This is a genomic window from Oceanobacillus manasiensis (assembly GCF_000724085.1).
GTDB lineage: Bacteria > Bacillota > Bacilli > Bacillales > Amphibacillaceae > Oceanobacillus_B > Oceanobacillus_B manasiensis.
Map to the genome: position 1 here is coordinate 515,519 of NZ_CCDL010000002.1, position 21,645 is coordinate 537,163.

The window sequence follows — 21,645 nt, forward strand, 5'->3', positions numbered from 1 at the left end:
CTCCTCTCATCGTTCTTTCTTAACTAGCAGCCTAGTTGTCTAGCAATTACAAGTCGTTGCACCTCTGATGTCCCTTCACCGATCTCAAGTAATTTAGCATCACGTAAATATCTTTCCACTTCATATTCCCTCATATATCCGTAGCCACCATGTATTTGAATTGCTTGATTTGCTGCTCGAAATGCTGTTTCGGTTGCATAAAGCTTGGCATAAGCCGCTTCTTTACTAAACGGTTTATCCTTATCTTTTAACCAGGCAGCCTTATGAACCATATTCCGCGCTAATTCAATCTCCATCGCCATATCCGCAAGCTTGAATTGAATAGCCTGGAAACTAGATATGGTCTTGCCAAATTGTTTTCTTTCTTTAGCATAGCTTAAAGCTTTATTCAAAGCTCCCTGGGCAATTCCTACTCCGAGTGCGGCAATCGAAATTCTTCCACCGTCAAGGGTATAAAGAAATTGATTAAATCCTTTATTTGGATCACCAAGCAGATTAGCCCGCGGTACGCGTACGTCTGTTAGCACAATTTCCGCCGTATCTGATCCTCTAACCCCCATCTTTTTGTATTCACTCGAAATGGAAACGCCTTTCGTGTCAGTTGGGACGATAATTGCTGAAATGATATTTCTTCCTTTTTCATTTCTCCCAGTAACAGCTGTGACAATAAGGGTTTTTGCAAAGCTGGCATTCGTAATAAAACATTTTTCTCCATTTATAACAAAGTCATCCCCATCAATGATTGCCGTCGTCTTAGTACCTCCAGCATCAGATCCGGCATTAGGCTCTGTTAAACCAAAGGAACCGAGCGACTTACCACTTGCGAGCGGTTTCAAGAATAGCTCTTTTTGTTCCTCTGTGCCAAAATAATAGATTGGACTTGCTCCTAACGAAACAGCAGCAGCGTAACTTAAGCCGGTACTTCCACAAACACGACCAATTTCTTCGACAGCAAGTGCATAGGAAAGGGTGTCGCCACCTGATCCACCTAACTCTTCCGGGAAAGGAATTCCAAGCAGTCCAAGCTCTCCCATTTTATCGAATATATCAGCTGGAAATGTTGCCGTTTCATCGATCTCAATTGCTCGTGGCTGAATAACCTCATCAGCAAAGTCTTTTACCATTTTTTTAATCATGGATTGTTCTTTTGTGAGTTCAAAGTTCATAATAAACCTCCTTTGAATTGATCAGACCGACTGGTTGGTCTGTTGAGCCTAATAAAAAAATATGCAAAGACGCATACATTTAAAACATATTTTCAAAGGGAGCGTATTCTACTTCCTTATTTAAGACAGACCGGAGAATAAGATCAACGAAAATATCTCCAATTTCATTAATAGACTTCTCCCCAGATTGCTTATACCATTTGTACGTCCAATTCACCATTCCTAAAATGGCCATACTAGTGATTTCTACTGATAGGTCTTGGCGAAATTCACCTGCTTTTTTTCCGTCTTTAATTGCTTGTATAATCATTTCTTTGAATAGATTACGTTTCTCATTTATAAGTTTCGCATAGTGGGGTTTTAAGTAAATGTTCTCCTGGTAAAATACAGAAATATGTGGTTTGTAAAGATCAAAGACCTTTACAAAATCTTTTATGATAGCTTGAAGTTTTAATGTAGGTGATGTATGTATCGCATTAGCTATCGATGCTTTTTCTAGGACATACGATATGAAAGTATCATGTATTACATATAATAATTCATCTTTTGAAGAAAAGTGGTGGTAAAATCCACCCTTAGATGTCCCAACATTTTCGACGATCTGTTTGACCGTAACACCATGAAATCCATCTTGTTCAAACAAAAGCAGAGACGATTCTATAATTTTCTGTCGTAGCTCCGTTATGGCCCCTCCTTTCTCCTCTTACAACAAACTTTATCATACTTTTCTGATTAAAGAAAGCGTTTTCAATAGTTAAGAAAAAGAACAGCCCAATTAAGAGCTGTCCTTCCTTTATTCATTTGTTTCTTCAAAAGGCTTCCGATATTCTGCTTGCTTCCATGCTTCGATAACTTCACCATCATGGTCTGCATCAATTACAAAGGAACCATTGCTATAACGATCGCTTGCAGAAAGGGCGAGTGGATAGATGTTATGGGTTTTTCCATTTGCAGTATTATAGCAAATCGTATCATGATCATCTACTACAAAAAAGCCTTGTATACGATGTGGCTTGCTCTTTAACTCCCTGAGCATAAGCAAACCACGTTTAGCTCTGCTCGTTTTTTCAAATTCTTGGAGCTTCATTCGCTTGCAAGCCCCACGTTGGGTAATAATTGCTAAGGATGGGGTTGTCATATCATCAAAAACCTGTCCATTTACTACATATTCTTGCTCTTTTAATTGAATTGCTTTTACTCCTGCAGCTCGTTGTCCAACAACTGTAACATCGGATTCATGATACCAAAGTCCATAACCTTTGTTGGAAGCTAAGAATATATCAGCATTTCCGTTTGTCTGGAAAACATTTACCACTTCATCGCCTTGTTTTACGTTTAGGGCGATCAAAGCTTTAGAAAATCGTTGAGAGTCATATTGGGCAAGCTCACTACGTTTAATCATCCCATTTTTTGTAAAGAAGAGGAGATAGTGACCCTCCGAAAACTCTCTTATTGGTAATACTTGGATGATACGCTCATCTTTATCTATTGAAGCGATATTGGAAATATGCTGTCCAATGTCTTTCCAACGAATATCTGGAAGTTCATGGACAGGTATTGGCAAGTATTTCCCTTTATTGGTGAAGAGGAGAACTTTATCAGTCGTATTTAACTCCACTAAACCAACTAAGTGGTCTTCATCCTTTATTGCCAAATCATCGCCATTTGAAGCGCCATAAGAACGTAGACTAGTCCTCTTAATATAGCCATCCTTAGTGACAGAAACAAGTACGTCTTCACTTGCAACCATTACTTCTATATTAATTTTTAACTCTTCAATTTTGTCTTCAATTAAGGTTCGACGTGAAGTAGAAAACGTTTTTTTAATTTGCTTTAAATCTTTTTTTATTGTTTGTAGAAGTTTTTTCTCACTTTGGAGAATAGCTTCAAGCTCTGTTATACTTTTTCTTAATTCCTCTGCTTCTTTTTCAAGTGATGTAATGTCAGTATTTGTCAAACGGTATAATTGTAGCATCACGATTGCTTCAGCTTGTGCCTCGGAAAAAGCATAGCTTGCGATAATGCGCTTTTTGGCATCCTGCTTGTCCTTTGATGCACGAATAGTGGCAATTAGTTCATCTAAAATTGAAATTGCCTTAATGAGGCCTTCAACAATATGTGCTCTATCCTTTGCCTTACGTAAATCAAAATTAGTTTGTCTTGTTACGACTTCCTTTTGATGTTCTATATAGGCATCAAGCATTTGTGGGAGCGAAAGAAGCTTCGGTGTTTTATCCTGAATAGCCACCATATTGAAATGGTAAGTAATCTGTAGGTCTGTGTTTTTAAAGAGAAAGTTTAAAATTCCTTCACTGTTTACATCTTTTTTCAGCTCTACAACTACTCGTAAACCAGTACGATCTGTTTCATCACGTACTTCAGCTATTCCTTCAACTTTACGATCTATGCGAAGTTCATCTATCTTCTTTACCATATTTGCCTTATTTACTTCATATGGAATTTCGTCTATCACAATTTGCTGTCGGTTACCGCGGACTTCTTCTATCGAAGTTCTCCCCCGAACAATAACCTTACCTTTTCCTGTCTCATATGCTTTCTTTATTCCTTCAACTCCCTGAATAATACCGCCTGTTGGGAAGTCTGGTCCTTTCATTACTTGCATCAATTTGTCAACAGGTACCTCTGAATCATCAATTCTCATAATTACAGCATCAATTACTTCAGAAAGATTATGTGGTGGTATGTCAGTTGCATACCCGGAAGAGATACCGGTAGATCCGTTAACTAATAGGTTAGGAAATTTAGCAGGTAAAACTACTGGTTCCTCAATGGTATCATCAAAGTTTGGGATGAAGTCCACCGTTTCCTTATCAATATCCCGTAACAATTCAGAGGAAATACTAGAAAGTCTTGCCTCTGTGTAACGCATTGCTGCTGGTGGATCGCCATCAATACTCCCATTATTCCCATGCATTTCAACAAGTACATTGCGAATTTTCCAATCTTGGCTAAGTCGAACCATTGCTTCATAAACCGATGAATCACCATGTGGATGATAGTTACCAATTACTGTACCAACCGTTTTAGCAGATTTTCGGAAGTTTTTTTCAAAAGTGTTTTTCTCAACATGCATTGCATATAAAATTCTTCGCTGTACTGGCTTTAAACCATCTCGGGCATCAGGTAAGGCCCTATCTTGAATAATATATTTACTGTACCTTCCAAATCTATCGCCAATTACTTCTTCTAATGGAAGGTCCAGAAATGTCTCCGGTTGTGACAAATGAAATCCCCCTTAATTCTTAAAACATTAGCTTTCCTCATGTATCCGTTCATTTTCTAGTATGTTGGTGTCTTCCTGAAGTCCAAATTCTACATGGCCTTCAATCCATTTTCTCCGTGGCTCTACTTTATCTCCCATAAGGGTAGTGACTCTGCGCTCTGCCCTGGCAAGATCTTCAAGCGTTACTCTAATTAGCGTACGAGTATCGGGGTTCATTGTTGTTTCCCATAATTGATCAGCATTCATTTCACCGAGACCCTTGTAACGCTGTATCATATAACCGTTTTTAAATTCAGCTACCGCTTTTTTCATTTCAGCTTCATCCCAAGCGTAAACAATCTTCTCTTTTTTACCTTTCCCTTTGGAAATTTTAAAGAGTGGGGGTAGAGCTATATAAATTTTACCAGCTTCGACAAGTTGTCGCATATAACGATAGAAAAAAGTAAGCAATAATACCTGAATATGTGCACCATCTGTATCAGCATCAGTCATGATAACAATCTTGTCGTATTGCACATCTTCCAGGTCAAAGTCGCCACCTACACCTGCTCCAATGGTGTGTATAATCGTGGATATCTCTTCGTTTTTAAAAACATCTTGTAGCTTTGCCTTCTCTGTATTAATAACTTTTCCGCGCAGTGGAAGTACAGCTTGGAATTTTCGGTCCCTTCCCTGCTTTGCAGAGCCACCAGCTGAATCACCCTCCACAAGGTATAATTCGTTTCGTTTTGGATTTTTCGACTGAGCTGGAGTTAACTTTCCACTTAGTAGTGTATCTTTTCTGCGTTTTTTCTTGCCAGAACGAGCTTCATCACGCGCTCTTCTCGCAGCTTCCCGAGCTTCCTTCGCCTTGATCGATTTTCTAATCAGCTGACCAGATACTTCGGGATTTTCTTGAAGAAAGTAGGCAAGTTTCTCTGATACTACACCATCTACCGCCGATCGAGCTTCGGAAGTACCCAATTTCCCTTTAGTCTGCCCTTCAAATTGTAGCATTTCCTCGGGTACACGTACTGAGACGACTGCTGTAAAACCTTCCCTTATATCAGTACCTTCCAGGTTTTTTTCTTTTTCTTTTATGAGTCCGTTTCTTCTGGCGTATTCATTAAAGGTTCTAGTGATCGCTGCACGTGCTCCAGATTCATGGGTTCCCCCATCTCTTGTGCGGACATGGTTCACGAAGGAAAGCATACTCTCTGCATAGCCATCATTAAACTGGAATGCAAAGTCAACTTCTATCCCCTGCTGTTCCCCTTCGAAGGAAACAACTTGATGCAATGTATCTTTTTCTTCGTTTAAATAACTGACAAACGATTCAAGGCCCTCGGGATACTCGAATACTTCTTGAGTGTCCTGTCGAAGATCATCCAATTGGATTGTCAGACCTTTTAGTAAGAAAGCCGCTTCACGTAGTCGTTCAGATAAGGTTTCATAATCATATACGGTTACGGAGAAGATGCTAGGATCTGGTTTAAAGTGAATTATTGAGCCTTTTTTCTTGGTTGGGCCCTTCTTCTCGAGTGATCCAACTGGCTTTCCACCGTTCTCAAAACGCTGGTAATAAGTATGCCCGTCACGATGAATTGTAACATCAAGCCACTCTGAAAGTGCGTTTACTACAGAAGCTCCTACCCCGTGAAGACCTCCACTCGTTTTATATCCACCTTGTCCAAATTTACCACCTGCGTGTAGGACAGTAAAAATTACTTCCGTTGTCGGTCTCCCTGTACTGTGCATACCAGTGGGGATTCCTCGTCCATTGTCTGCTACAGAAATACTATTATCTTTATGAATCGTCACTTTTATTTTATTTCCATAACCAGCAAGTGCCTCATCTACTGAATTATCGACGATTTCAAATACTAGATGGTGTAAACCTCTTGTATCCGTGCTACCAATATACATACCAGGTCGTTTGCGGACAGCTTCGAGTCCTTCTAGTACTTGTATAGAATCATCACTATATTGTAATGGTTGCTTAGTCAAAATATCTTACCCCTTTCAAATACCGCTTTTTTCCACACATGTATGTATTATCATAGAACAAACGTTTCGATCTTGTAAAGACTATAAACATTAGGATATGAATTAGAGTTGATGAGAAAGCCCTATACGTCTTCCTCTAATTGGAAACATGTTATTAAGTATACTATAAAAGAAATCAGCTTGCATAGGTGAATCGCAATGCTAGACCTTTTCAAACTCATTTCGAGTACAAAAAGCAAGTAAAAGGATGGCATCATCTGATACCATCCTTTAATAATTAGGATTTTACTAGAACGGCATGAACCACTTTAATACAAAGGTCCATAATCACAGTAAAATCATTCTCTTTAAGATAATCATAGGCCTCTTGGTTAACGATTCCTTGTTGGGCCCAAAATATATTACAGTTTGTTTGCGTCGCTTCTTCTGCTATTGCTGGTAAGAATTCGGGCCTTCTAAAAACATTAATAATATCAATGTCTTCAGGTACATCTTGCAAAGAAGGGTAGGCTTTCTCACCCAAAACTTCCTTAACTGTTGGATTAACCGGAATGATTCTATATCCCTGTTTCTGCATAGCAGCAGAAATTTGGTAAGATGTTCTTTCTTGATTATCAGAGAGTCCAACTACTGCAATTGTCTTTGCGTTTTCTAAAATTTGTTTTATATTCTCATTTGATGGATTTTCCCAAGCCAATGATTATACCTCCTATCTATTCAATTAACCCTTCATTTCGTAAATATTCTTCAGCTACTTGCCGTGGTGAACGGTCTTTATAATCTACTTCATAATTCATCTCACGCATTTCTTCATCGCTAATTTGTCCACCTAGTTGATTGAGTATATCCTTTAACGCTGGATATTCTTCTAATGTTTCATTACGCAATAATGGCGCCCCTTGGTATGGTGGAAATAGGTTTTCAGGGTCATCTAATGTAACAAGGTTCAATTCTACCATGTAACTATCTGTCCCATAAGCGTCAATTATATCAACTTCTCCCTTTGCTAAAGCATCCTGTCTAATCCCTGGTTCCATCGTTCTTATGTTACTAATATCTAGGTTATACACATCCTGCATGCCTACATACCCATCATAACGGTCATTAAACTCTAATGTAAAGCCTGCAGTCAGCTCATTCTCTACTTCTTGTAAGTCTCCAATTGTTTTAAGATTATATTGTTCTGCAAGTTCCTCTGTAGTAGCAACAGCATACGTGTTATTAAATGCCATGGGCTGTAATAAAGCCATGTTATATTTTTCATCCATGCCATTTCTCGCCTGTTCATAAACCTCTTGAGCATCATTGCTTTCGGCTTCTGCTTCCATATGTGTCACAATGGCTGTTCCGGTAAATTCTGGATAGATATCGATACTACCATTATCTAAGGCATTAAACACGAAGGAAGTTTTCCCCAGCCCTGTTTCTAATCCAACATCTAAATCTGTGTCCTCTTCAATTAAGAGCTTGTACATATTAGCTAATATGGCTGGTTCAGAACCTAGCTTACCACCAATAATAATATCTGCCCTTTGATTGCTGTTAAATATAAATGGGGACGTAACAACAAGAGCAGCTATAAGTAACATGATAACCAAAGATTTAAAACCAGCTCTTTTTGAAACACGTTCAAATCCGCGAAGAATTAAATCAAGTATAATAGCCAGTAATGCGGCCGGTATAGCCCCGAGAAGTATTAAATTAATATCTGCTCCTCGATCAATTCCCAAGAGAATCAGTTCACCAAGCCCACCTGCTCCAATTAATGCAGCGATTGTGGTGGTGCCGACGATGAGTACCATAGAGGTACGTATCCCTGCCATTATTACCGGCATGGCAATTGGAAGTTCTACTTTAGAAAGTCGCTTAAATGAGTTCATTCCCATACCGATAGCTGCTTCTTTCAGCGCAGGGTCGACCCCTATAATTCCCGTATAGCTGTTCCGCAATATTGGAAGCAAACCATAAGCAGTTAGTGCAATGATGGCAGGTACTTTGCCTATACCCAAAAATGGAATAAGAAACGCTAACACTGCTAAGCTTGGTATGGTCTGCATTACAGCAGATATGCCTATTATTGGCTCAGCAACTCGAGGATATCTTGTGAGTATAAGCCCTAAAGGAACGGCTATAAGAATTGCGATAAGTAAACTTATTAGTGAGATTTGCAAATGTTCCCAAAGCGTTTCTAGTAATTGTCCTTTTCTATCCTGAAAAACCGTAATAAAGTCTGCCATTACTGAATCACCCCATTTTCTAGGGTTGTTTTACTTCTTAGATAGTCTAAAATAATCTTATTACTTAAAACTCCAATAAACTTTCCCTGTTTAACAACAGGAAATAGTTCCTGATTTTCATTTTGCTCCATCAACCCTGCTGCTTTATAAAGTGGAAGATCATTTTCCAAAGTTAAAAATTCATCGTGGATGGAACCCTTGCTGACAGTTGCTTGGTACATACTATTTTCATCGGTAACGATGTAGGATAAATGTGGTTCAAACTCCCCTTGTTCAACATTTTCTTTTGTTATAACACGTTTTTTTGATTGGTCGCAAATAACATCTACAGCTGTTTGCCAAGGTGATTTCCTTTCTCCAATAAAGTTCTTCACAAACTCAGTTTTAGGATTTAGAATCAGCTGCTGTGGCGTATCAAACTGGACGATTTTTCCATCCTTCATTAAACATACCCTGTCCCCAAGTGCCATTGCTTCATCCATATCATGGGTAACGAATAGAATGGTCTTTTTTATTTCTTTTTGCAATGTCCGGATGTCAGTTTGTAGTTGCTCTCTGCTAATCGGATCGAGGGCACTAAATGGCTCGTCCATTAAAATAATATCTGGATCGGCTGCAAGCGCCCTTACGACACCTATCCGCTGTTGTTGACCACCAGATAGCTCTCTAGGCATTCTTTTTTGATAAGTAACAGGGTCTAAACCTACCATTTCCAGTAAATCATCAATCCTGTTTTTCACTTTATTTTTTTTCCATTTTTTCATCTCAGGTACAACAGAGATGTTTTCCCCTATAGTCATATGTGGAAATAATGCTATTTCCTGAAGAACATATCCAATATTCCAGCGAAGTTCGTTAATGTTATATGAATTAATTTTCCGTTCATTTATGTATATATCACCAGCCGATGGTTCAATTAAACGGTTAACCATCTTCATCGCAGTGGTTTTTCCACAACCACTTGGCCCAATTAGCGTAACAATTTCACCAGGCTCAACCTTTAACGAAAAATCACTTATAGCTTCCGTGCCATCTGGATAAACCTTTTTCACTTTATCAAATTCTATCATCTATTTTATTCCCCCTAATAGTAAACAAACCTCAACATCTCTAATCCTAGATACCATACCCTATCTTACTTGAATAAAAACTTTTCTTTCAATGTTTCAGTTTGAAAATGCTAAAAATGGTTCTTTCCCTACGTACTTCGTGCTAGAATATAAATAGATTTTTTTTGCTATATACTAACCAGAGAGAAGGAATGACTATGGAATATGTTATATTCGCTATTGTTGCTTATTTATTAGGATCTATTCCAACAGCATTGATTGTTGGAAAGCTCGGGTATAATTTGGATATTCGTGAACACGGAAGCGGTAACCTTGGTGCCACTAATACATTTCGTGTACTTGGATTTAAGGCAGGGAGTATCGTAATTGTTACAGATATATTGAAGGGAACGGCCGCTACGTTGGTTCCTCTTCTTTTTAATGCAGATGTGTACACGTTAGTAATTGGACTTTTTGCTGTTATCGGTCATACCTACCCATTGTTTGCTAAGTTTAAAGGTGGTAAAGCAGTCGCTACCTCAGGTGGAATTATTTTAGGAATAAACCCGTTACTATTTGTGATTATGATTAGTACTTTTTTAATTAGTCTCTATTTATCGAAGTATGTTTCAATGTCTTCCATTATTACGGGATTTGTTGCAATAATCGCTTCTTTACTTTTTCAAGATACTGGATTAATTATCGTCACTTCCTTGCTAACACTGTTTGTCGTTTACCGTCATAAAGCAAACATTAAACGAATTAGGGATAAGACGGAGCCAAAAATCACATGGATGTAGTAACGCTTAAAACCAATGAATTGAATAATAATAGGTGCTCACGTATACTTGTTTACACATGAATAGAAAGGGGACTGCGTCGTGAATACGAAAATCTTCCCACTAAAACAACTGCCCTCAAAGGCAGAACGACATAAATTATTTGGTTCAGTATTACCAGTTCCGAAAACAAAACCAGTTGAAAAAAGTCAGATGGCTGACTTACAAAATACAAAAAAAGATTTTCTTTTTGATTTGGATGCTGTAGGGATTTCAAATGTAAAACATCCTGTGTCTGTTACTGGTAACCTAGACCCTAAAGTACAATCCAGTATAGCTAACATTTCCTTTTCAACTAGCTTGAAAAGCACAAGTAAAGGGACGAATATGAGCCGTTTTACAGAGCAGCTAAGCACCTATTACAGGCAAGGTGGCTTTCAAGCTGATTGGCAAACATTAAAAACATTCACGAAAGAACTAGCAGATCGACTTGATCAACAGGATGCAACCATCGAATTGCAATTTCCTTGGTTCTTCGAACGGCGTGGACCTCAAAGTGATCTTGCAGGATTAAATCACACGGATATAACCATGAAAGTAATCTATGACTACCAAACAGGTTATACCCTTTCAGCTTCTCTTTCGGCATTAATTACCACACTTTGTCCTTGTTCCAAGGAAATTAGTGAATATAGTGCTCATAACCAAAGAGGTGTTGTAACAATAGAAGTGGAACTAAACGAAGGTGCAGTCAGCACGGATATGGATTGGAAAACAATGCTCTTAGAAGCAGCAGAAAGTAATGCTAGTGCACGTATTCATCCGGTACTTAAGCGACCAGATGAAAAAATGGTAACAGAGCAGGCTTATGAAAACCCTCGATTTGTGGAGGATATGGTTCGTCTAGTCGCGGCTGACCTATACGAAATGGATATAGTTGATAAGTTTAAAGTTGCTTGTCGAAATGAAGAGTCTATCCATATGCATGATGCCATTGCTTCTGTTAGTTACGATAAACGCACTGAGAACCTCGGGTAATAAATATGAAACATTTATTCATTAGGCTTATTACCTTTTACCGTAAAGCAATAAGTCCATTCACCCCTAGAACATGTCGTTTCTATCCAAGCTGTTCTGAATATGGCCTTGAGGCATTTAATAAATTTGGAGCCATCAAAGGGGCATATCTAACAGTAAAAAGAATTAGCAAATGCCACCCATTTCATAAAGGCGGAGTTGATTTAGTACCGGAGAAAAAACAAAATCTTAGGAAATAGTTGCAAAAGGAGTTGTCTCAATTGATGTTGCAGGTTAGCAAGGAAGTTGCTAAATGGTATAAAGAGGAATTGGAGTTAGAAGAGCACAGCACATTACGTTTTTATGTTAGATATGGTGGTGTAGGTGGAAATCTTCCTGGTTTTTCCCTCGGAGTTGCGGTTCAAGATCCGGAGAACGAGCATACTTCTGTTATAGTCGAGGGTATTACCTTCTACGTAGAAACGAAGGACGCATGGTACTTTGAAGACAAGGATTTAAAAGTACAAATGAATAATAAACTTGCAGAACCTGTATTTAAATATACGTCCCTTAATAATTAAAAGGTTTAACAAAAAACAACAGCACAGGAAAGCTCCAAGTGCTGTTGTTTTTTTACTTATTCATTAAATTAAATTGTTCTAGTTGCTTCCATTGCTTTTCGGAAATTAAAACATCCCGCTGTCTTTCTCCAAATAAATCATAATGGGGAAACCTTTTGTCTCTATGAACCCATTCAGCTTCTAAACCGTATTGACTCCCCCATTTAGTTAGTTTCTCAAGATCGTTACAGCCAACTTTTGTAACGGATGTACACCCAGGAAATCGATTATCGAGCCAATAATGTGTCAAGATTGCAATTTCTCCGGCAAGTACTTTCTTCTTCCAAGAAATTAACTCATCTCTTTTCAACCCAAACGCCATGCCTATTATCCCTCTTTCAGTTTGTTACTGTATGCTTCATGCCACTCTGGAAAAGCTTTTCTAAGTGAAAGTGGACGAAAACTGTCTTTCTTCACAATTACATGTTCCGTCTTACCACTAACTGCTATATCCCTTTCTGAATTAAGAACTTGATACCCATACACCGTTCGTAACCCATCGTAACTTTCCAGCCAGGTTACTACAACTGTATCTTCTCCGTAGCGAATGGGCTGTTTAAAGCTAATTGTAGCATCGGTTACAGGTGAAACCACCCCCTGCTCTTCCATTGCTCCGTATCTCAACCCGAGGGATTCTACAAATTTTGTTCTCCCTATTTCAAACCACACTAAATAATTGGCATGGTATACGACGCCCATTTGGTCGGTTTCCTGATAACGTACTTCAATTGGTGTTTGCACTTTATTCAACAGTAATTCCTCCAATACAGCTTGTTACACCTTATATCCTATCATATCTTCTAAAGACTTCGCCTAACGAAACACTTATGAGAGTAGAAGGAAAATGTAAAACCAAAGGAAAAGTCGAACGAATGTTCAAAACCTATACTAAGGGTTCGAATTCGTCCGACTTTATCTACTGTCTAAAATTATTAAATGTAATTTTCAATGTCTAATCTAACGCATTATACTCATCTTTAATTTCGTCACGCATTGCATCAATTGCTTCTTCACGTCGTTTATTCTTGGCTTCAATTTCCTGCTTTTCTTCCCCATCTGTAAAACGCATGGTTTCATGTGACTTCTCGATGTTTTGAATCGTATCTTGTACCATACTTTGCAATTTTTCTACATTATCGCTACGATCATCTGGCTTTGGTTTGTTTGAATGTTTATTAGCCATGTTAATGCTCCTTTCCTTTTCTTTTTTATTCTGACTTAATCTTAGAAAGCTATACCTCAAAAAGTATGGCGAATTTAAGATAAACATCCGTGTTATACGCATTGACTCTTATTAGCTCAACAAAATTCAATTAAAAAACTCCCCTGAGACACAGGAGAGTTTACACATTTAAGATTCTTTCCGATTGAGAGTTTGATTCATTTTCATTTCTATGTCTCTCTCTATCCTCTCCAATAAAGAGGAATCTTGCAAAATTTGCTTTTTATTTTCCTGTACCAACTGCTCAAAGGAAATCTTCTTTTTTAAAGAAATGGTAACTCACTCCTTTTTTAAATAGAAGTATTACCATTTCTTTTTATTTTCATACTATTACTCCATATTTGAAATACTTTCTTCCATAAACTCATATGTCATCGGCCCCGATTTGCGAGGCATTGCTATTCTACCATCTGTTCCGATAAAATACGTTGTTGGTACGGTAAATACATTATATGCAGCACTAATTTCACCCTCAATATCAAGTGGCATAGGATAAGAATATGCAAATTTCTCATTAAATTTTTTAACATCATTTTGCCCACTAGTCTCAGTTTTGGTCATATTAACAGCCAATACTTCAACTTCATCACCATACGTTTCATGAAATGTTTGCATCTCAGGCATTTCTTCCTTACATGGAGGGCACCATGTTGCCCAAAAATTCAGAAGAACTTTTTTCCCCTTCAGCTCAGAAAGTTGAATTTCTTCTCCGTTTAATGTTTGCAGGGTGAAATTTGGTGCCATTTCACCTGGTTCCAGTCCAGCGCTTTCTACAGGGGCAATAGCGCCGCCTTCAGAGCTTGTATTCTTTTGACTGTAATCCTCTGTCTCAGCTTCTTTTTGATCTTCAACAAAATTAAAAATGACAATCCCCGACAAGACAAGCAAAACAAAGGTTCCTAAAAACTTTTTTATCATATTAAATCTCCTCTTATTACACGTTTAAATGAATTCGATTTACTATTAATGTTAGATAGAAAGTGACTATTTGTAAAGAGTCATTTCTAATTATATTCTTATTCAAAATTTCAAATGAAATCTCAAGGATGATACCACTATACTAAAAAACCGCATCTACACAGTATCACTGTGTAAAGCGGTTTTTTAGCGATATGGCTCTATTTCTAATTCTTTATCATGAAAACTACATTATTTTTCAAGCTTGTCGCGAAGTACCATTTGCAAAATACCACCATGACGATAGTAGTCAATTTCGACTTCACTGTCAAAACGAGCAACTGCTTTGAAAGTGGTAATTTTACCTTTTTCATCTGTTGCTGTAACATTTACAAGATCATGTGGCTGTACACTTTCATCAATTTCAATGTTGAATGTCTCTCTACCAGTTAGACCAAGTTTTTCAGCACTTTCACCTTTTTCGAACTGCAATGGAAGAACACCCATCATAACTAGGTTTGAACGGTGAATACGTTCAAAGCTTTCGGCAATTACTGTTTTAATACCTAAAAGGTTTGTACCTTTGGCTGCCCAGTCACGTGATGAGCCCATGCCGTAATCTTTTCCACCCATTACAATAAGTCCTGTGCCATCTTGTTGATATTTCATTGCTGCATCATAAATTGGCATAACTTCTTCTGTAGGCCAGTAGGTTGTATAACCACCCTCTGTACCAGGGGCAAGTAAGTTACGAATACGAATATTGGCAAACGTACCACGCATCATTATTTCATGGTTTCCACGTCGTGAACCATAAGAGTTAAAGTTTCGTGGAGAAACGCCTTTCTCCTGTAAATGCTGACCAGCTGGCATATCTTTGGCGATCGCTCCTGCAGGTGAAATGTGGTCAGTTGTAACTGAGTCTCCAAACTTTCCAATAGCCCGTAAATTCACTAATGAATGTACTTTACCAGCTTCTTCAGTTAGCCCCTCAAAGAATGGTGGGTTTTGTATATATGTTGAATCTTCATCCCACTTGAATAATGGCTCATCTGTTGTATCAATTTCGTTCCAACGCTCGTTGGAATCAAATACGTTTTCGTACTCTTTACGGAAGATTTCCGGAGTCACAACATTTGCAACCTGTTCTTTTATGTCTTCCATAGTTGGCCAAATATCATTCATATAAACTGGCTTTCCGTCTTTATCTTTCCCAATTGGCTCTTTCGTTAAGTCTACATCAACTGTACCAGCAAGAGCGTATGCAACCACAAGTGGTGGTGAAGCCAAGTAATTTGCTTTTACTAGTGGATGTATTCTTCCCTCAAAGTTACGGTTACCCGAAAGGACAGAGGAAACCAATAAGTCGTTATCCATGATGGATTTCTCTATTTCTTCACGCAATGGACCTGAGTTTCCGATACAAGTTGTACAACCATAACCAACAAGGTTGAAGCCAAGCTTATCAAGATAAGGCATTAAGCCAGAGTCCTCTAAATAGCGAGTTACAACTTTAGACCCTGGTGCCAGAGATGTTTTTACATAGTCAGGCACGTTTAGGCCTTTCTCAACAGCATTCTTTGCCAGTAGCCCGGCACCAAGCATTACATATGGGTTAGAAGTGTTTGTACAAGAAGTAATAGCTGCAATAGCTAGTGCTCCTGTTTTCATAACGGAAGTGTTACCATTTGGATGGTTAACCGTTACTTCTTTATCAAACTCTTTCTTATCCATACCGAAACCTTGATTTCCTTCCGGTGCAGTTATTGCTTTATTAAATTCTTTCTTCATATTGGATAATGATATCAAGTCTTGAGGACGTTTTGGTCCAGAAAGGTTTGGTTCTAAATCAGATAGGTTAATTTCTACCAATTCGGTATATTCCGGGTCTGCCTGATCAGAGGAATACCAAAGATCATTTTCTTTACAATATGTCTCTACAAGATCTATTTGCTCTTCGCTTCGACCAGTTAGACGAAGATAGTTTAATGCTTCTTCATCTACAGGGAAGAAACCACAAGTAGCTCCATATTCTGGTGCCATATTTGAAATAGTTGCCCTGTCAGCAAGAGGCATATCTTTTAACCCTGGTCCAAAATATTCAACAAATTTACCTACCACATTTTTACCACGAAGTACTTGAGTAACTTTTAAGGCTAAATCTGTTGCGGTAGTACCATTAGGGAAACTACCCGTGAATTTAACACCTATTACCTCTGGCGCTGGGAAAAAGGATGGTTGACCAAGCATACCAGCTTCTGCTTCTATTCCTCCAACTCCCCAACCTAGTACACCTAGGCCGTTTATCATCGTTGTATGCGAGTCTGTACCAACTAGTGTATCTGGAAATGCATCATACTCACCATTTTCATTTTCAAGACCATGTACAACATTAGCAATATATTCTAGGTTTACTTGGTGAACAATACCTGTAGCAGGTGGCACGGCACGGTAGTTATCAAAAGCTTTTTGAGCCCAATTTAAAAACTCATAACGCTCACCATTCCGCTTAAATTCAAGATCCATATTTGCTTTAAGTGCATCTGCTGTTCCATATTTGTCTACTTGTACGGAATGGTCAATTACAAGATCAACCGGAACTTCCGGATTGATTTTATTTGGTTCTCCGCCCATATCTACCATGGCTTTACGTAATGATGCTAAGTCAACTACAGCAGGTACTCCTGTAAAGTCCTGAAGGATTACTCGTGAAGGTTTAAAAGGAACATCTACCCCTTTTCCCTCTTTCGTGCCCCATTTTGTTAATTTTTCTACATGCTCATCCTTAATTTGACGACCATCATGCTGACGTAACAATGACTCTAGCAATACACGTACAGAGAATGGTAAACGGCTAATTTTACCGTGTCCAGCTTCTTCGAGTGACTTTAAACGATAATAGTTGTACTTTTTACCATTTAAATCAAACTGCTTCTTCGCATTATAATTGTTGAAATTCCCCATTTTGTTTCCCCTTTCATTCATTGCTTCATTTCACATTTCGCATATACTACAAATTTCGACTGCTTTTACACTATTATTCTATTAATCATATAAAAGCGATTTCCTTACAGTTATATCTTAAAGGATAATCGTGGAGAAAACAAACCATTCCTTCCTTCTTGCGTATATTAAAATCTTATGTAGAGTGATAAGCAATACTTATTAGATTGTTTTAAAAAAACAAGAGTATCAAATAGCAAATTACTTATGAAAAACGATAAAGAACGTACTCCCACCATTCTCATTTTGACTAATCTCTAGTTTAGCTTGGTGTGAAGCAAGAATTTGTCTAGTGATCATAATCCCAAGGCCAGTTCCCGTTTGCTTGGTCGTGAAAAAGGGCTCACCTAATTTATGTATAATTTCTTCTGGAATGCCGGGACCTTCGTCAACAATACTAACTTTAACAAACTTCTCATTGTCTTCCACCAAAAACGTAATTAATCCTGGTGTATCCATTGCTTCTATCGCATTTTTCAATAAATTTATAAGAACTTGCTTAATTTGTGATCGATCACAATTAATGCGTGCTTGTCCTGAACTTATTATCTTAATGTCTATATTTTTAATTTTAGCTTGAGGACCTAGTAAAACCGTAACATCGTGAATCATATCATCAATCGATTCTATTTTTCTATTATCCGTTAAAGGCTTGGAAATAAAGAGAAGTTCTGAAGTTATCGTTTCAATTTTCTCTATCTCTTCCGTCATAATCTGATAATACTCCTCTTTTCCATTAACACCTGCTTGCAAGAGCTGAAGAAATCCTTTAAGAGAAGTTAAGGGATTGCGTATTTCATGTGCAATACCTGCAGCAAGCTGTCCAGCTACTGACATCTTTTCAGAACGAATCATCATTTCTTCTGCTTCTTTTTTATCTGTAATATCTTTTAATGTCGAAATATAGTACTTTCTGTTAGAAGACTCATCTGTTAACTTGGCAACATTGCACTCCGACCAAATATACTTGCCACTATTATTTAAAATGTTTACATTAATTTTTTGAAAGGAGTCCGATGCCCTTTCCAACCTTTCCCTAATATAGCTAACATCTTCGGCAGATATTTTTTCATACCAGTAGGTGCCTCTTAGTTCAGAAGTGTGATAACCCAACAGCTGTTCTATTGAACTTGAAATGTAAATCACTTTACCACTCTCATCCCAAACTGTCACAATATCATGGTTGTTTTTCTCTACCCAATCTATCATGTATAGGGGTAACTTCGATAATGCTTCATAGGTATCCTGTGTATTGGCGGGTTCTGCTTTTTTTACAGTATTATTAGTTTTGTATTTACTTTCATTTCTGTCCTTAAAAGCCATATTACTCCCCCTCTTGTCATTATGTAACAACCATTTAGCGTCTTATAATTCTATGTCTATGAGATAATATGAGATAATATGTCGATTGTATCCAGTAATTTTTACTATTATAATATGATATAATTGTTTTACTTCTTTTCTATTTAAAATATATACCCAATTATTAGTAATATTACTATAACTGCGTTAAAAAATAAATCACTAATGTAAAATGCTTGTAACATTTTGTAATTTCATTAAATAATTTGAAGAAATAGGTGACATTATGTCAGGAATTGTAGATTATTCCATATTAATTTTATTATGGGGACTTTTCATGATTGTGTTTATGGCAATCGGCGGCTTTTTTATGTTTCGTAAATTTCTAAAACGTCTTCCCAAAGAAGATGGCAAGTCCATAATGGATTGGGAAGAATATTATATGGAACAAAGCCAGGACATGTGGAAAGCAGAAGAAAAAGAACTTCTCGAAGAATTGGTTTCTCCCGTTCCTGAGCTATTCAGGGATATAGCAAGACACAAGATTGCGAGTAAAATTGGAGAAATTGCTATTAAGAAAGAAATGAGTTATATCAACGAGGAAGTTCTGATTGAAGGGTACATTTTAGCAACACCTAAGAGGGATCATAAATTCCTACGAAAGAAACTTGCGGAAAAAAATATACAGGTGGCTCCTTATGAACATTTATTTTTAATGTCGAAAGAGGATTATGAATCTGATTGGGAAGCACGCATAAGAAACAAATAAAAAGAAGTCCGAACCATTCGTGTTTCGGACTTCTTTCTATGCGTTAACGTGTAACTGTTTTTCAAGTTGAAGAAATTTAAACAACATACAGCATCTCCATGTGAAGATCATGCCGAAAGCTAGGATAAAAAACATCCCACTTGTTTCCCCAGCGGAAATACTGCCACCGATAATCAACTTCATCACAATTCGAAATACCAGTAAACCAAAGAGAATAAAAATAAATGATTTAGAAGGAATTAAAAAAATTGCTTCATCACGTATTTCAAATCTTGAAGCTTTGACTAGAAAAATAGAACAAACCATCCCTACAATGAGAGCTTCAAGAAATTGGCTTAAGCTTATTTGAAATACAGGAAATATGAACATTAATGCCCCTGTACTCATAAAAAGAGGGGGTAACATTATTTTTTTTACAGAAGCCGGCTTCTTAGCTCCCCTAATACGAATAAAAATCATAGCCACAGCCATACATGCTGCAATAAGTGTACTGGCTACCAACCAAAACATAATGGCATTACCTCATACTTTCTATCAGGTTATTTTCTAGATGCCGTTTCACTACATGATTCGATTAACGGTTTCTAGGACCTGGCTTTCATCAAATGGTTTGACAATAAAGTCTTTTGCACCTGACTCTATCGCTTCCACCACAACCTTTTGTTGTCCCATTGCTGAACAAACAATTATAGTAGCATTGGGGTCATAGGCCTTAATTGCCTTAATAGCATCAATTCCATTCATGACAGGCATTGTTATATCCATCGTAACGAGGTCAGGATTCAATTCTTTGTAGAGCCTTACCGCTTCAGCACCATCTCCTGCTTCCCCTGCGATTTCATGCTTTTCTTTTTTTAGTATAGTGGATAATGTTACCCTCATAAAATTCGCATCATCAACTACCAATACTCTGGCCATATTATTCCTCCCCTGATCGTTACTGATCTTTTGCTATGGTTAGAATGATTGTCATCATTACTCCGATTACAGTGAAATAAACACCTAGATCAAAAAGCATTGCGGTTGCCAATTCAATCTTACCAAACAAAGGAAATGTATAGTAATCAAAAGTTTGGGATAAGAATGGGACACCGAATATGAATGAGCCTATGCCTGTTCCAAGTGCAATGGCTAAACCAATTGGAATTAGCATCATAAAATTAACTGGTAGTACTTTCTTAACAGCTTCCACCCCATATGCTATGTACATAAGCAAAATGGCAGCTGATGTCATAAGCCCACCGACAAATCCACCACCGGGAGAGTTATGCCCTGCAAGCAATAGATAAACTGCAAAACCAAGCAGGATAAAGGCTATCAATGATGTGGTAGTACGTAAAATTAGATCATTCGTTTTGTACATGTAAAAGCTCCTTTATACCTATATATCTTAATATTAATATACTCCGTTAATAAAATCCATTAAAATCCTGTAAAACCGAACAAGCCTGCAAGATAGGATGTTAGTTTATATATCCAGTCAAAAAACAAAGCTATACCAATTGCAACCATCAAATACCCGCCAACTTTTACAATAATAGGACTGTGTCTTTTAATCCACCCTAATTTCCCCACAAAGAAGGATAATACAAAGAAAGGAACCGAGAAGCCAAGAACATAACTGATCATCATAATCATTCCTGATTGCGGCTCTGTTGAAGCAAGTGACAGAACTATACCCAGTATAGGGCCAGTGCATGGCGTCCATCCGAGAGAGAAAGCAAGACCAATGATGAAAGAACCGACAAAGCCAGCTGGACGGTTTTTAAACTTAATTTGTTTGTTCTTCATCAAAAACTCAAAATTGAGTACTCCAGCAATTACTAATCCAAAAAATATGATTAGAATTGCGCCAACTTGTCTGATTAATTCTTTGTATGTATTAAGAAATTCGGAAATATACAGGCTGGTAAATCCCATCATAATAAATACGCAAGAAAACCCTAGCAAAAAGAACAAAGTATGTATCATGCTCTTTATATTAAAATTTCGGTTATCCTCTTTTAATTCATTTACACTCATTCCTGTTATATATGAGATAAAAACAGGAAACAAAGGTAAAACGCAGGGAGATATAAAAGATAAAAAACCAGCGCCAAATGCTATAAAAATATTTACTTCAGACATATTCTACCTCCTTCACAACTAACTTATCACAGTATAACTAGAAAAGTATTGTAACATGCATTAAATTTATGACGATAATTCGAAAATTTTTAAGACAATTAAAAGCAGATTACGGCATTCTGTTTGAGGCTTTTAGTCCTAGACAATTTGTCTCTCGCTCCTCGGGCCACTTCTATATACTATGCCTTCAGTTGAGGAGTAGTCAAAAAAAGCCCCTTACATTATAC

Annotated in this window: 23 protein-coding genes; 5 read left to right on the forward strand and 18 right to left on the reverse strand. The window is 37.6% G+C overall.

Going from position 1 to position 21,645, the window contains the following annotated elements; all coding sequences use genetic code 11:
* Positions 1-23: 23 nt before the first annotated feature.
* The 7 genes from BN985_RS11835 to BN985_RS11865 all read right to left on the reverse strand — a co-directional run bounded on the left by BN985_RS11835 (position 24) and on the right by BN985_RS11865 (position 9,703).
* On the reverse strand, positions 24-1,166 hold the full coding sequence (locus BN985_RS11835) for an acyl-CoA dehydrogenase family protein (protein WP_042223661.1): 1,143 nt from the start codon (positions 1,164-1,166) through the stop codon (positions 24-26).
* Between the two features lie 79 nt (positions 1,167-1,245).
* Positions 1,246-1,851: a TetR/AcrR family transcriptional regulator gene (locus BN985_RS11840; protein WP_042223662.1), complete on the reverse strand. Its 606-nt coding sequence runs from the start codon at positions 1,849-1,851 to the stop codon at positions 1,246-1,248.
* Positions 1,852-1,959: 108 nt separating this feature from the next.
* Positions 1,960-4,410, reverse strand: coding sequence for a DNA topoisomerase IV subunit A (gene parC, locus BN985_RS11845; RefSeq protein WP_042223663.1), 2,451 nt, complete (start codon positions 4,408-4,410; stop codon positions 1,960-1,962).
* A 27-nt stretch (positions 4,411-4,437) separates the two neighbouring features.
* On the reverse strand, positions 4,438-6,396 hold the full coding sequence (parE, locus tag BN985_RS11850) for a DNA topoisomerase IV subunit B (RefSeq protein WP_042223664.1): 1,959 nt from the start codon (positions 6,394-6,396) through the stop codon (positions 4,438-4,440).
* A 277-nt stretch (positions 6,397-6,673) separates the two neighbouring features.
* On the reverse strand, positions 6,674-7,093 hold the full coding sequence (locus BN985_RS11855; protein WP_042223665.1) for a CoA-binding protein: 420 nt from the start codon (positions 7,091-7,093) through the stop codon (positions 6,674-6,676).
* Positions 7,094-7,109: 16 nt separating this feature from the next.
* Positions 7,110-8,633: an ABC transporter permease/substrate-binding protein gene (locus tag BN985_RS11860; RefSeq protein WP_042223666.1), complete on the reverse strand. Its 1,524-nt coding sequence runs from the start codon at positions 8,631-8,633 to the stop codon at positions 7,110-7,112.
* A complete protein-coding gene (locus BN985_RS11865) occupies positions 8,633-9,703 on the reverse strand; it encodes an ABC transporter ATP-binding protein (protein ID WP_042223667.1) in 1,071 nt (356 codons plus the stop codon). Before BN985_RS11865 ends, BN985_RS11860 begins: the two co-directional genes overlap by 1 nt.
* 197 nt (positions 9,704-9,900) lie before the next feature.
* Here BN985_RS11865 and plsY point away from each other — a divergent pair, with 197 nt between their 5' ends.
* The 4 genes from plsY to BN985_RS11885 all read left to right on the forward strand — a co-directional run bounded on the left by plsY (position 9,901) and on the right by BN985_RS11885 (position 12,059).
* On the forward strand, positions 9,901-10,482 hold the full coding sequence (plsY, locus tag BN985_RS11870) for a glycerol-3-phosphate 1-O-acyltransferase PlsY (RefSeq protein WP_042223668.1): 582 nt from the start codon (positions 9,901-9,903) through the stop codon (positions 10,480-10,482).
* Between the two features lie 81 nt (positions 10,483-10,563).
* Positions 10,564-11,499, forward strand: coding sequence for a GTP cyclohydrolase FolE2 (gene folE2, locus BN985_RS11875; protein WP_042223669.1), 936 nt, complete (start codon positions 10,564-10,566; stop codon positions 11,497-11,499).
* A gap of 5 nt (positions 11,500-11,504) precedes the next feature.
* On the forward strand, positions 11,505-11,738 hold the full coding sequence (yidD, locus tag BN985_RS11880; protein ID WP_084157536.1) for a membrane protein insertion efficiency factor YidD: 234 nt from the start codon (positions 11,505-11,507) through the stop codon (positions 11,736-11,738).
* Between the two features lie 24 nt (positions 11,739-11,762).
* A complete protein-coding gene (locus BN985_RS11885; protein ID WP_156960131.1) occupies positions 11,763-12,059 on the forward strand; it encodes a HesB/YadR/YfhF family protein in 297 nt (98 codons plus the stop codon).
* 52 nt (positions 12,060-12,111) lie between these two features.
* Here the strand turns inward: BN985_RS11885 and BN985_RS11890 are convergent, their stop codons facing one another.
* The 7 genes from BN985_RS11890 to BN985_RS11920 all read right to left on the reverse strand — a co-directional run bounded on the left by BN985_RS11890 (position 12,112) and on the right by BN985_RS11920 (position 18,543).
* Positions 12,112-12,420 carry a hypothetical protein gene (locus BN985_RS11890; RefSeq protein ID WP_042223671.1) on the reverse strand — a complete coding sequence of 103 codons (309 nt, stop codon included), beginning with the start codon at positions 12,418-12,420 and terminating at the stop codon, positions 12,112-12,114.
* A 5-nt stretch (positions 12,421-12,425) separates the two neighbouring features.
* On the reverse strand, positions 12,426-12,848 hold the full coding sequence (locus BN985_RS11895; RefSeq protein WP_084157537.1) for an acyl-CoA thioesterase: 423 nt from the start codon (positions 12,846-12,848) through the stop codon (positions 12,426-12,428).
* 202 nt (positions 12,849-13,050) lie between these two features.
* The gene (gene tlp, locus BN985_RS11900) at positions 13,051-13,281 is read right to left on the reverse strand and encodes a small acid-soluble spore protein Tlp (protein WP_042223672.1); all 231 of its coding nucleotides are present in this window, start codon (positions 13,279-13,281) and stop codon (positions 13,051-13,053) included.
* Between the two features lie 168 nt (positions 13,282-13,449).
* A complete protein-coding gene (locus tag BN985_RS19500) occupies positions 13,450-13,593 on the reverse strand; it encodes an FbpB family small basic protein (protein ID WP_084157538.1) in 144 nt (47 codons plus the stop codon).
* A 57-nt stretch (positions 13,594-13,650) separates the two neighbouring features.
* Complete coding sequence (locus BN985_RS11910) at positions 13,651-14,238, reverse strand: TlpA family protein disulfide reductase (RefSeq protein ID WP_042223673.1); 588 nt, start codon at positions 14,236-14,238, stop codon at positions 13,651-13,653.
* A gap of 231 nt (positions 14,239-14,469) precedes the next feature.
* The gene (gene acnA / locus BN985_RS11915; RefSeq protein ID WP_042223674.1) at positions 14,470-17,181 is read right to left on the reverse strand and encodes an aconitate hydratase AcnA; all 2,712 of its coding nucleotides are present in this window, start codon (positions 17,179-17,181) and stop codon (positions 14,470-14,472) included.
* A gap of 240 nt (positions 17,182-17,421) precedes the next feature.
* Complete coding sequence (locus tag BN985_RS11920; RefSeq protein ID WP_042223675.1) at positions 17,422-18,543, reverse strand: ATP-binding protein; 1,122 nt, start codon at positions 18,541-18,543, stop codon at positions 17,422-17,424.
* Between the two features lie 265 nt (positions 18,544-18,808).
* On the opposite strand from BN985_RS11920, the gene BN985_RS11925 reads away from it, so the two are divergent.
* Complete coding sequence (locus BN985_RS11925) at positions 18,809-19,291, forward strand: DUF2621 family protein (protein ID WP_042223676.1); 483 nt, start codon at positions 18,809-18,811, stop codon at positions 19,289-19,291.
* Positions 19,292-19,327: 36 nt separating this feature from the next.
* On the opposite strand, the gene BN985_RS11930 is transcribed toward BN985_RS11925, so the two are convergent.
* Genes BN985_RS11930 through BN985_RS11945 form a run of 4 tightly spaced genes read right to left on the reverse strand, consistent with a single transcriptional unit; the run spans position 19,328 to position 21,418 of the window.
* Entirely contained in the window at positions 19,328-19,801 is a 474-nt protein-coding gene (locus BN985_RS11930; RefSeq protein ID WP_042223677.1) for a CcdC family protein, read from the reverse strand.
* 51 nt (positions 19,802-19,852) lie between these two features.
* Positions 19,853-20,209 (reverse strand): response regulator, encoded by a 357-nt coding sequence (locus tag BN985_RS11935; RefSeq protein WP_042223678.1) that lies wholly within the window; start codon positions 20,207-20,209, stop codon positions 19,853-19,855.
* A 19-nt stretch (positions 20,210-20,228) separates the two neighbouring features.
* The gene (locus BN985_RS11940) at positions 20,229-20,654 is read right to left on the reverse strand and encodes a Na(+)/H(+) antiporter subunit B (RefSeq protein ID WP_042223679.1); all 426 of its coding nucleotides are present in this window, start codon (positions 20,652-20,654) and stop codon (positions 20,229-20,231) included.
* Positions 20,655-20,713: 59 nt separating this feature from the next.
* Positions 20,714-21,418 carry a cytochrome c biogenesis CcdA family protein gene (locus BN985_RS11945; protein ID WP_042223680.1) on the reverse strand — a complete coding sequence of 235 codons (705 nt, stop codon included), beginning with the start codon at positions 21,416-21,418 and terminating at the stop codon, positions 20,714-20,716.
* Positions 21,419-21,645 lie beyond the last annotated feature (227 nt).

Excerpts from the sequence above, each read along its gene's own strand:
- BN985_RS11940 (WP_042223679.1), bottom strand. The coding sequence starts at position 20,654 with ATGTACAAAACGAATGATCTAATTTTACGTACTACCACATCATTGATA.
- BN985_RS11860 (WP_042223666.1), bottom strand. The coding sequence starts at position 8,633 with ATGGCAGACTTTATTACGGTTTTTCAGGATAGAAAAGGACAATTACTA.
- BN985_RS11935 (WP_042223678.1), bottom strand. The coding sequence starts at position 20,209 with ATGGCCAGAGTATTGGTAGTTGATGATGCGAATTTTATGAGGGTAACA.
- BN985_RS11930 (WP_042223677.1), bottom strand. The coding sequence starts at position 19,801 with ATGTTTTGGTTGGTAGCCAGTACACTTATTGCAGCATGTATGGCTGTG.
- BN985_RS11890 (WP_042223671.1), bottom strand. The coding sequence starts at position 12,420 with ATGGCGTTTGGGTTGAAAAGAGATGAGTTAATTTCTTGGAAGAAGAAA.
- plsY (WP_042223668.1), top strand. The coding sequence starts at position 9,901 with ATGGAATATGTTATATTCGCTATTGTTGCTTATTTATTAGGATCTATT.
- acnA (WP_042223674.1), bottom strand. The coding sequence starts at position 17,181 with ATGGGGAATTTCAACAATTATAATGCGAAGAAGCAGTTTGATTTAAAT.
- BN985_RS11835 (WP_042223661.1), bottom strand. The coding sequence starts at position 1,166 with ATGAACTTTGAACTCACAAAAGAACAATCCATGATTAAAAAAATGGTA.
- tlp (WP_042223672.1), bottom strand. The coding sequence starts at position 13,281 with ATGGCTAATAAACATTCAAACAAACCAAAGCCAGATGATCGTAGCGAT.
- BN985_RS11910 (WP_042223673.1), bottom strand. The coding sequence starts at position 14,238 with ATGATAAAAAAGTTTTTAGGAACCTTTGTTTTGCTTGTCTTGTCGGGG.
- yidD (WP_084157536.1), top strand. The coding sequence starts at position 11,505 with ATGAAACATTTATTCATTAGGCTTATTACCTTTTACCGTAAAGCAATA.
- BN985_RS11885 (WP_156960131.1), top strand. The coding sequence starts at position 11,763 with ATGTTGCAGGTTAGCAAGGAAGTTGCTAAATGGTATAAAGAGGAATTG.
- BN985_RS11920 (WP_042223675.1), bottom strand. The coding sequence starts at position 18,543 with ATGGCTTTTAAGGACAGAAATGAAAGTAAATACAAAACTAATAATACT.
- BN985_RS11865 (WP_042223667.1), bottom strand. The coding sequence starts at position 9,703 with ATGATAGAATTTGATAAAGTGAAAAAGGTTTATCCAGATGGCACGGAA.
- BN985_RS11925 (WP_042223676.1), top strand. The coding sequence starts at position 18,809 with ATGTCAGGAATTGTAGATTATTCCATATTAATTTTATTATGGGGACTT.
- BN985_RS11945 (WP_042223680.1), bottom strand. The coding sequence starts at position 21,418 with ATGTCTGAAGTAAATATTTTTATAGCATTTGGCGCTGGTTTTTTATCT.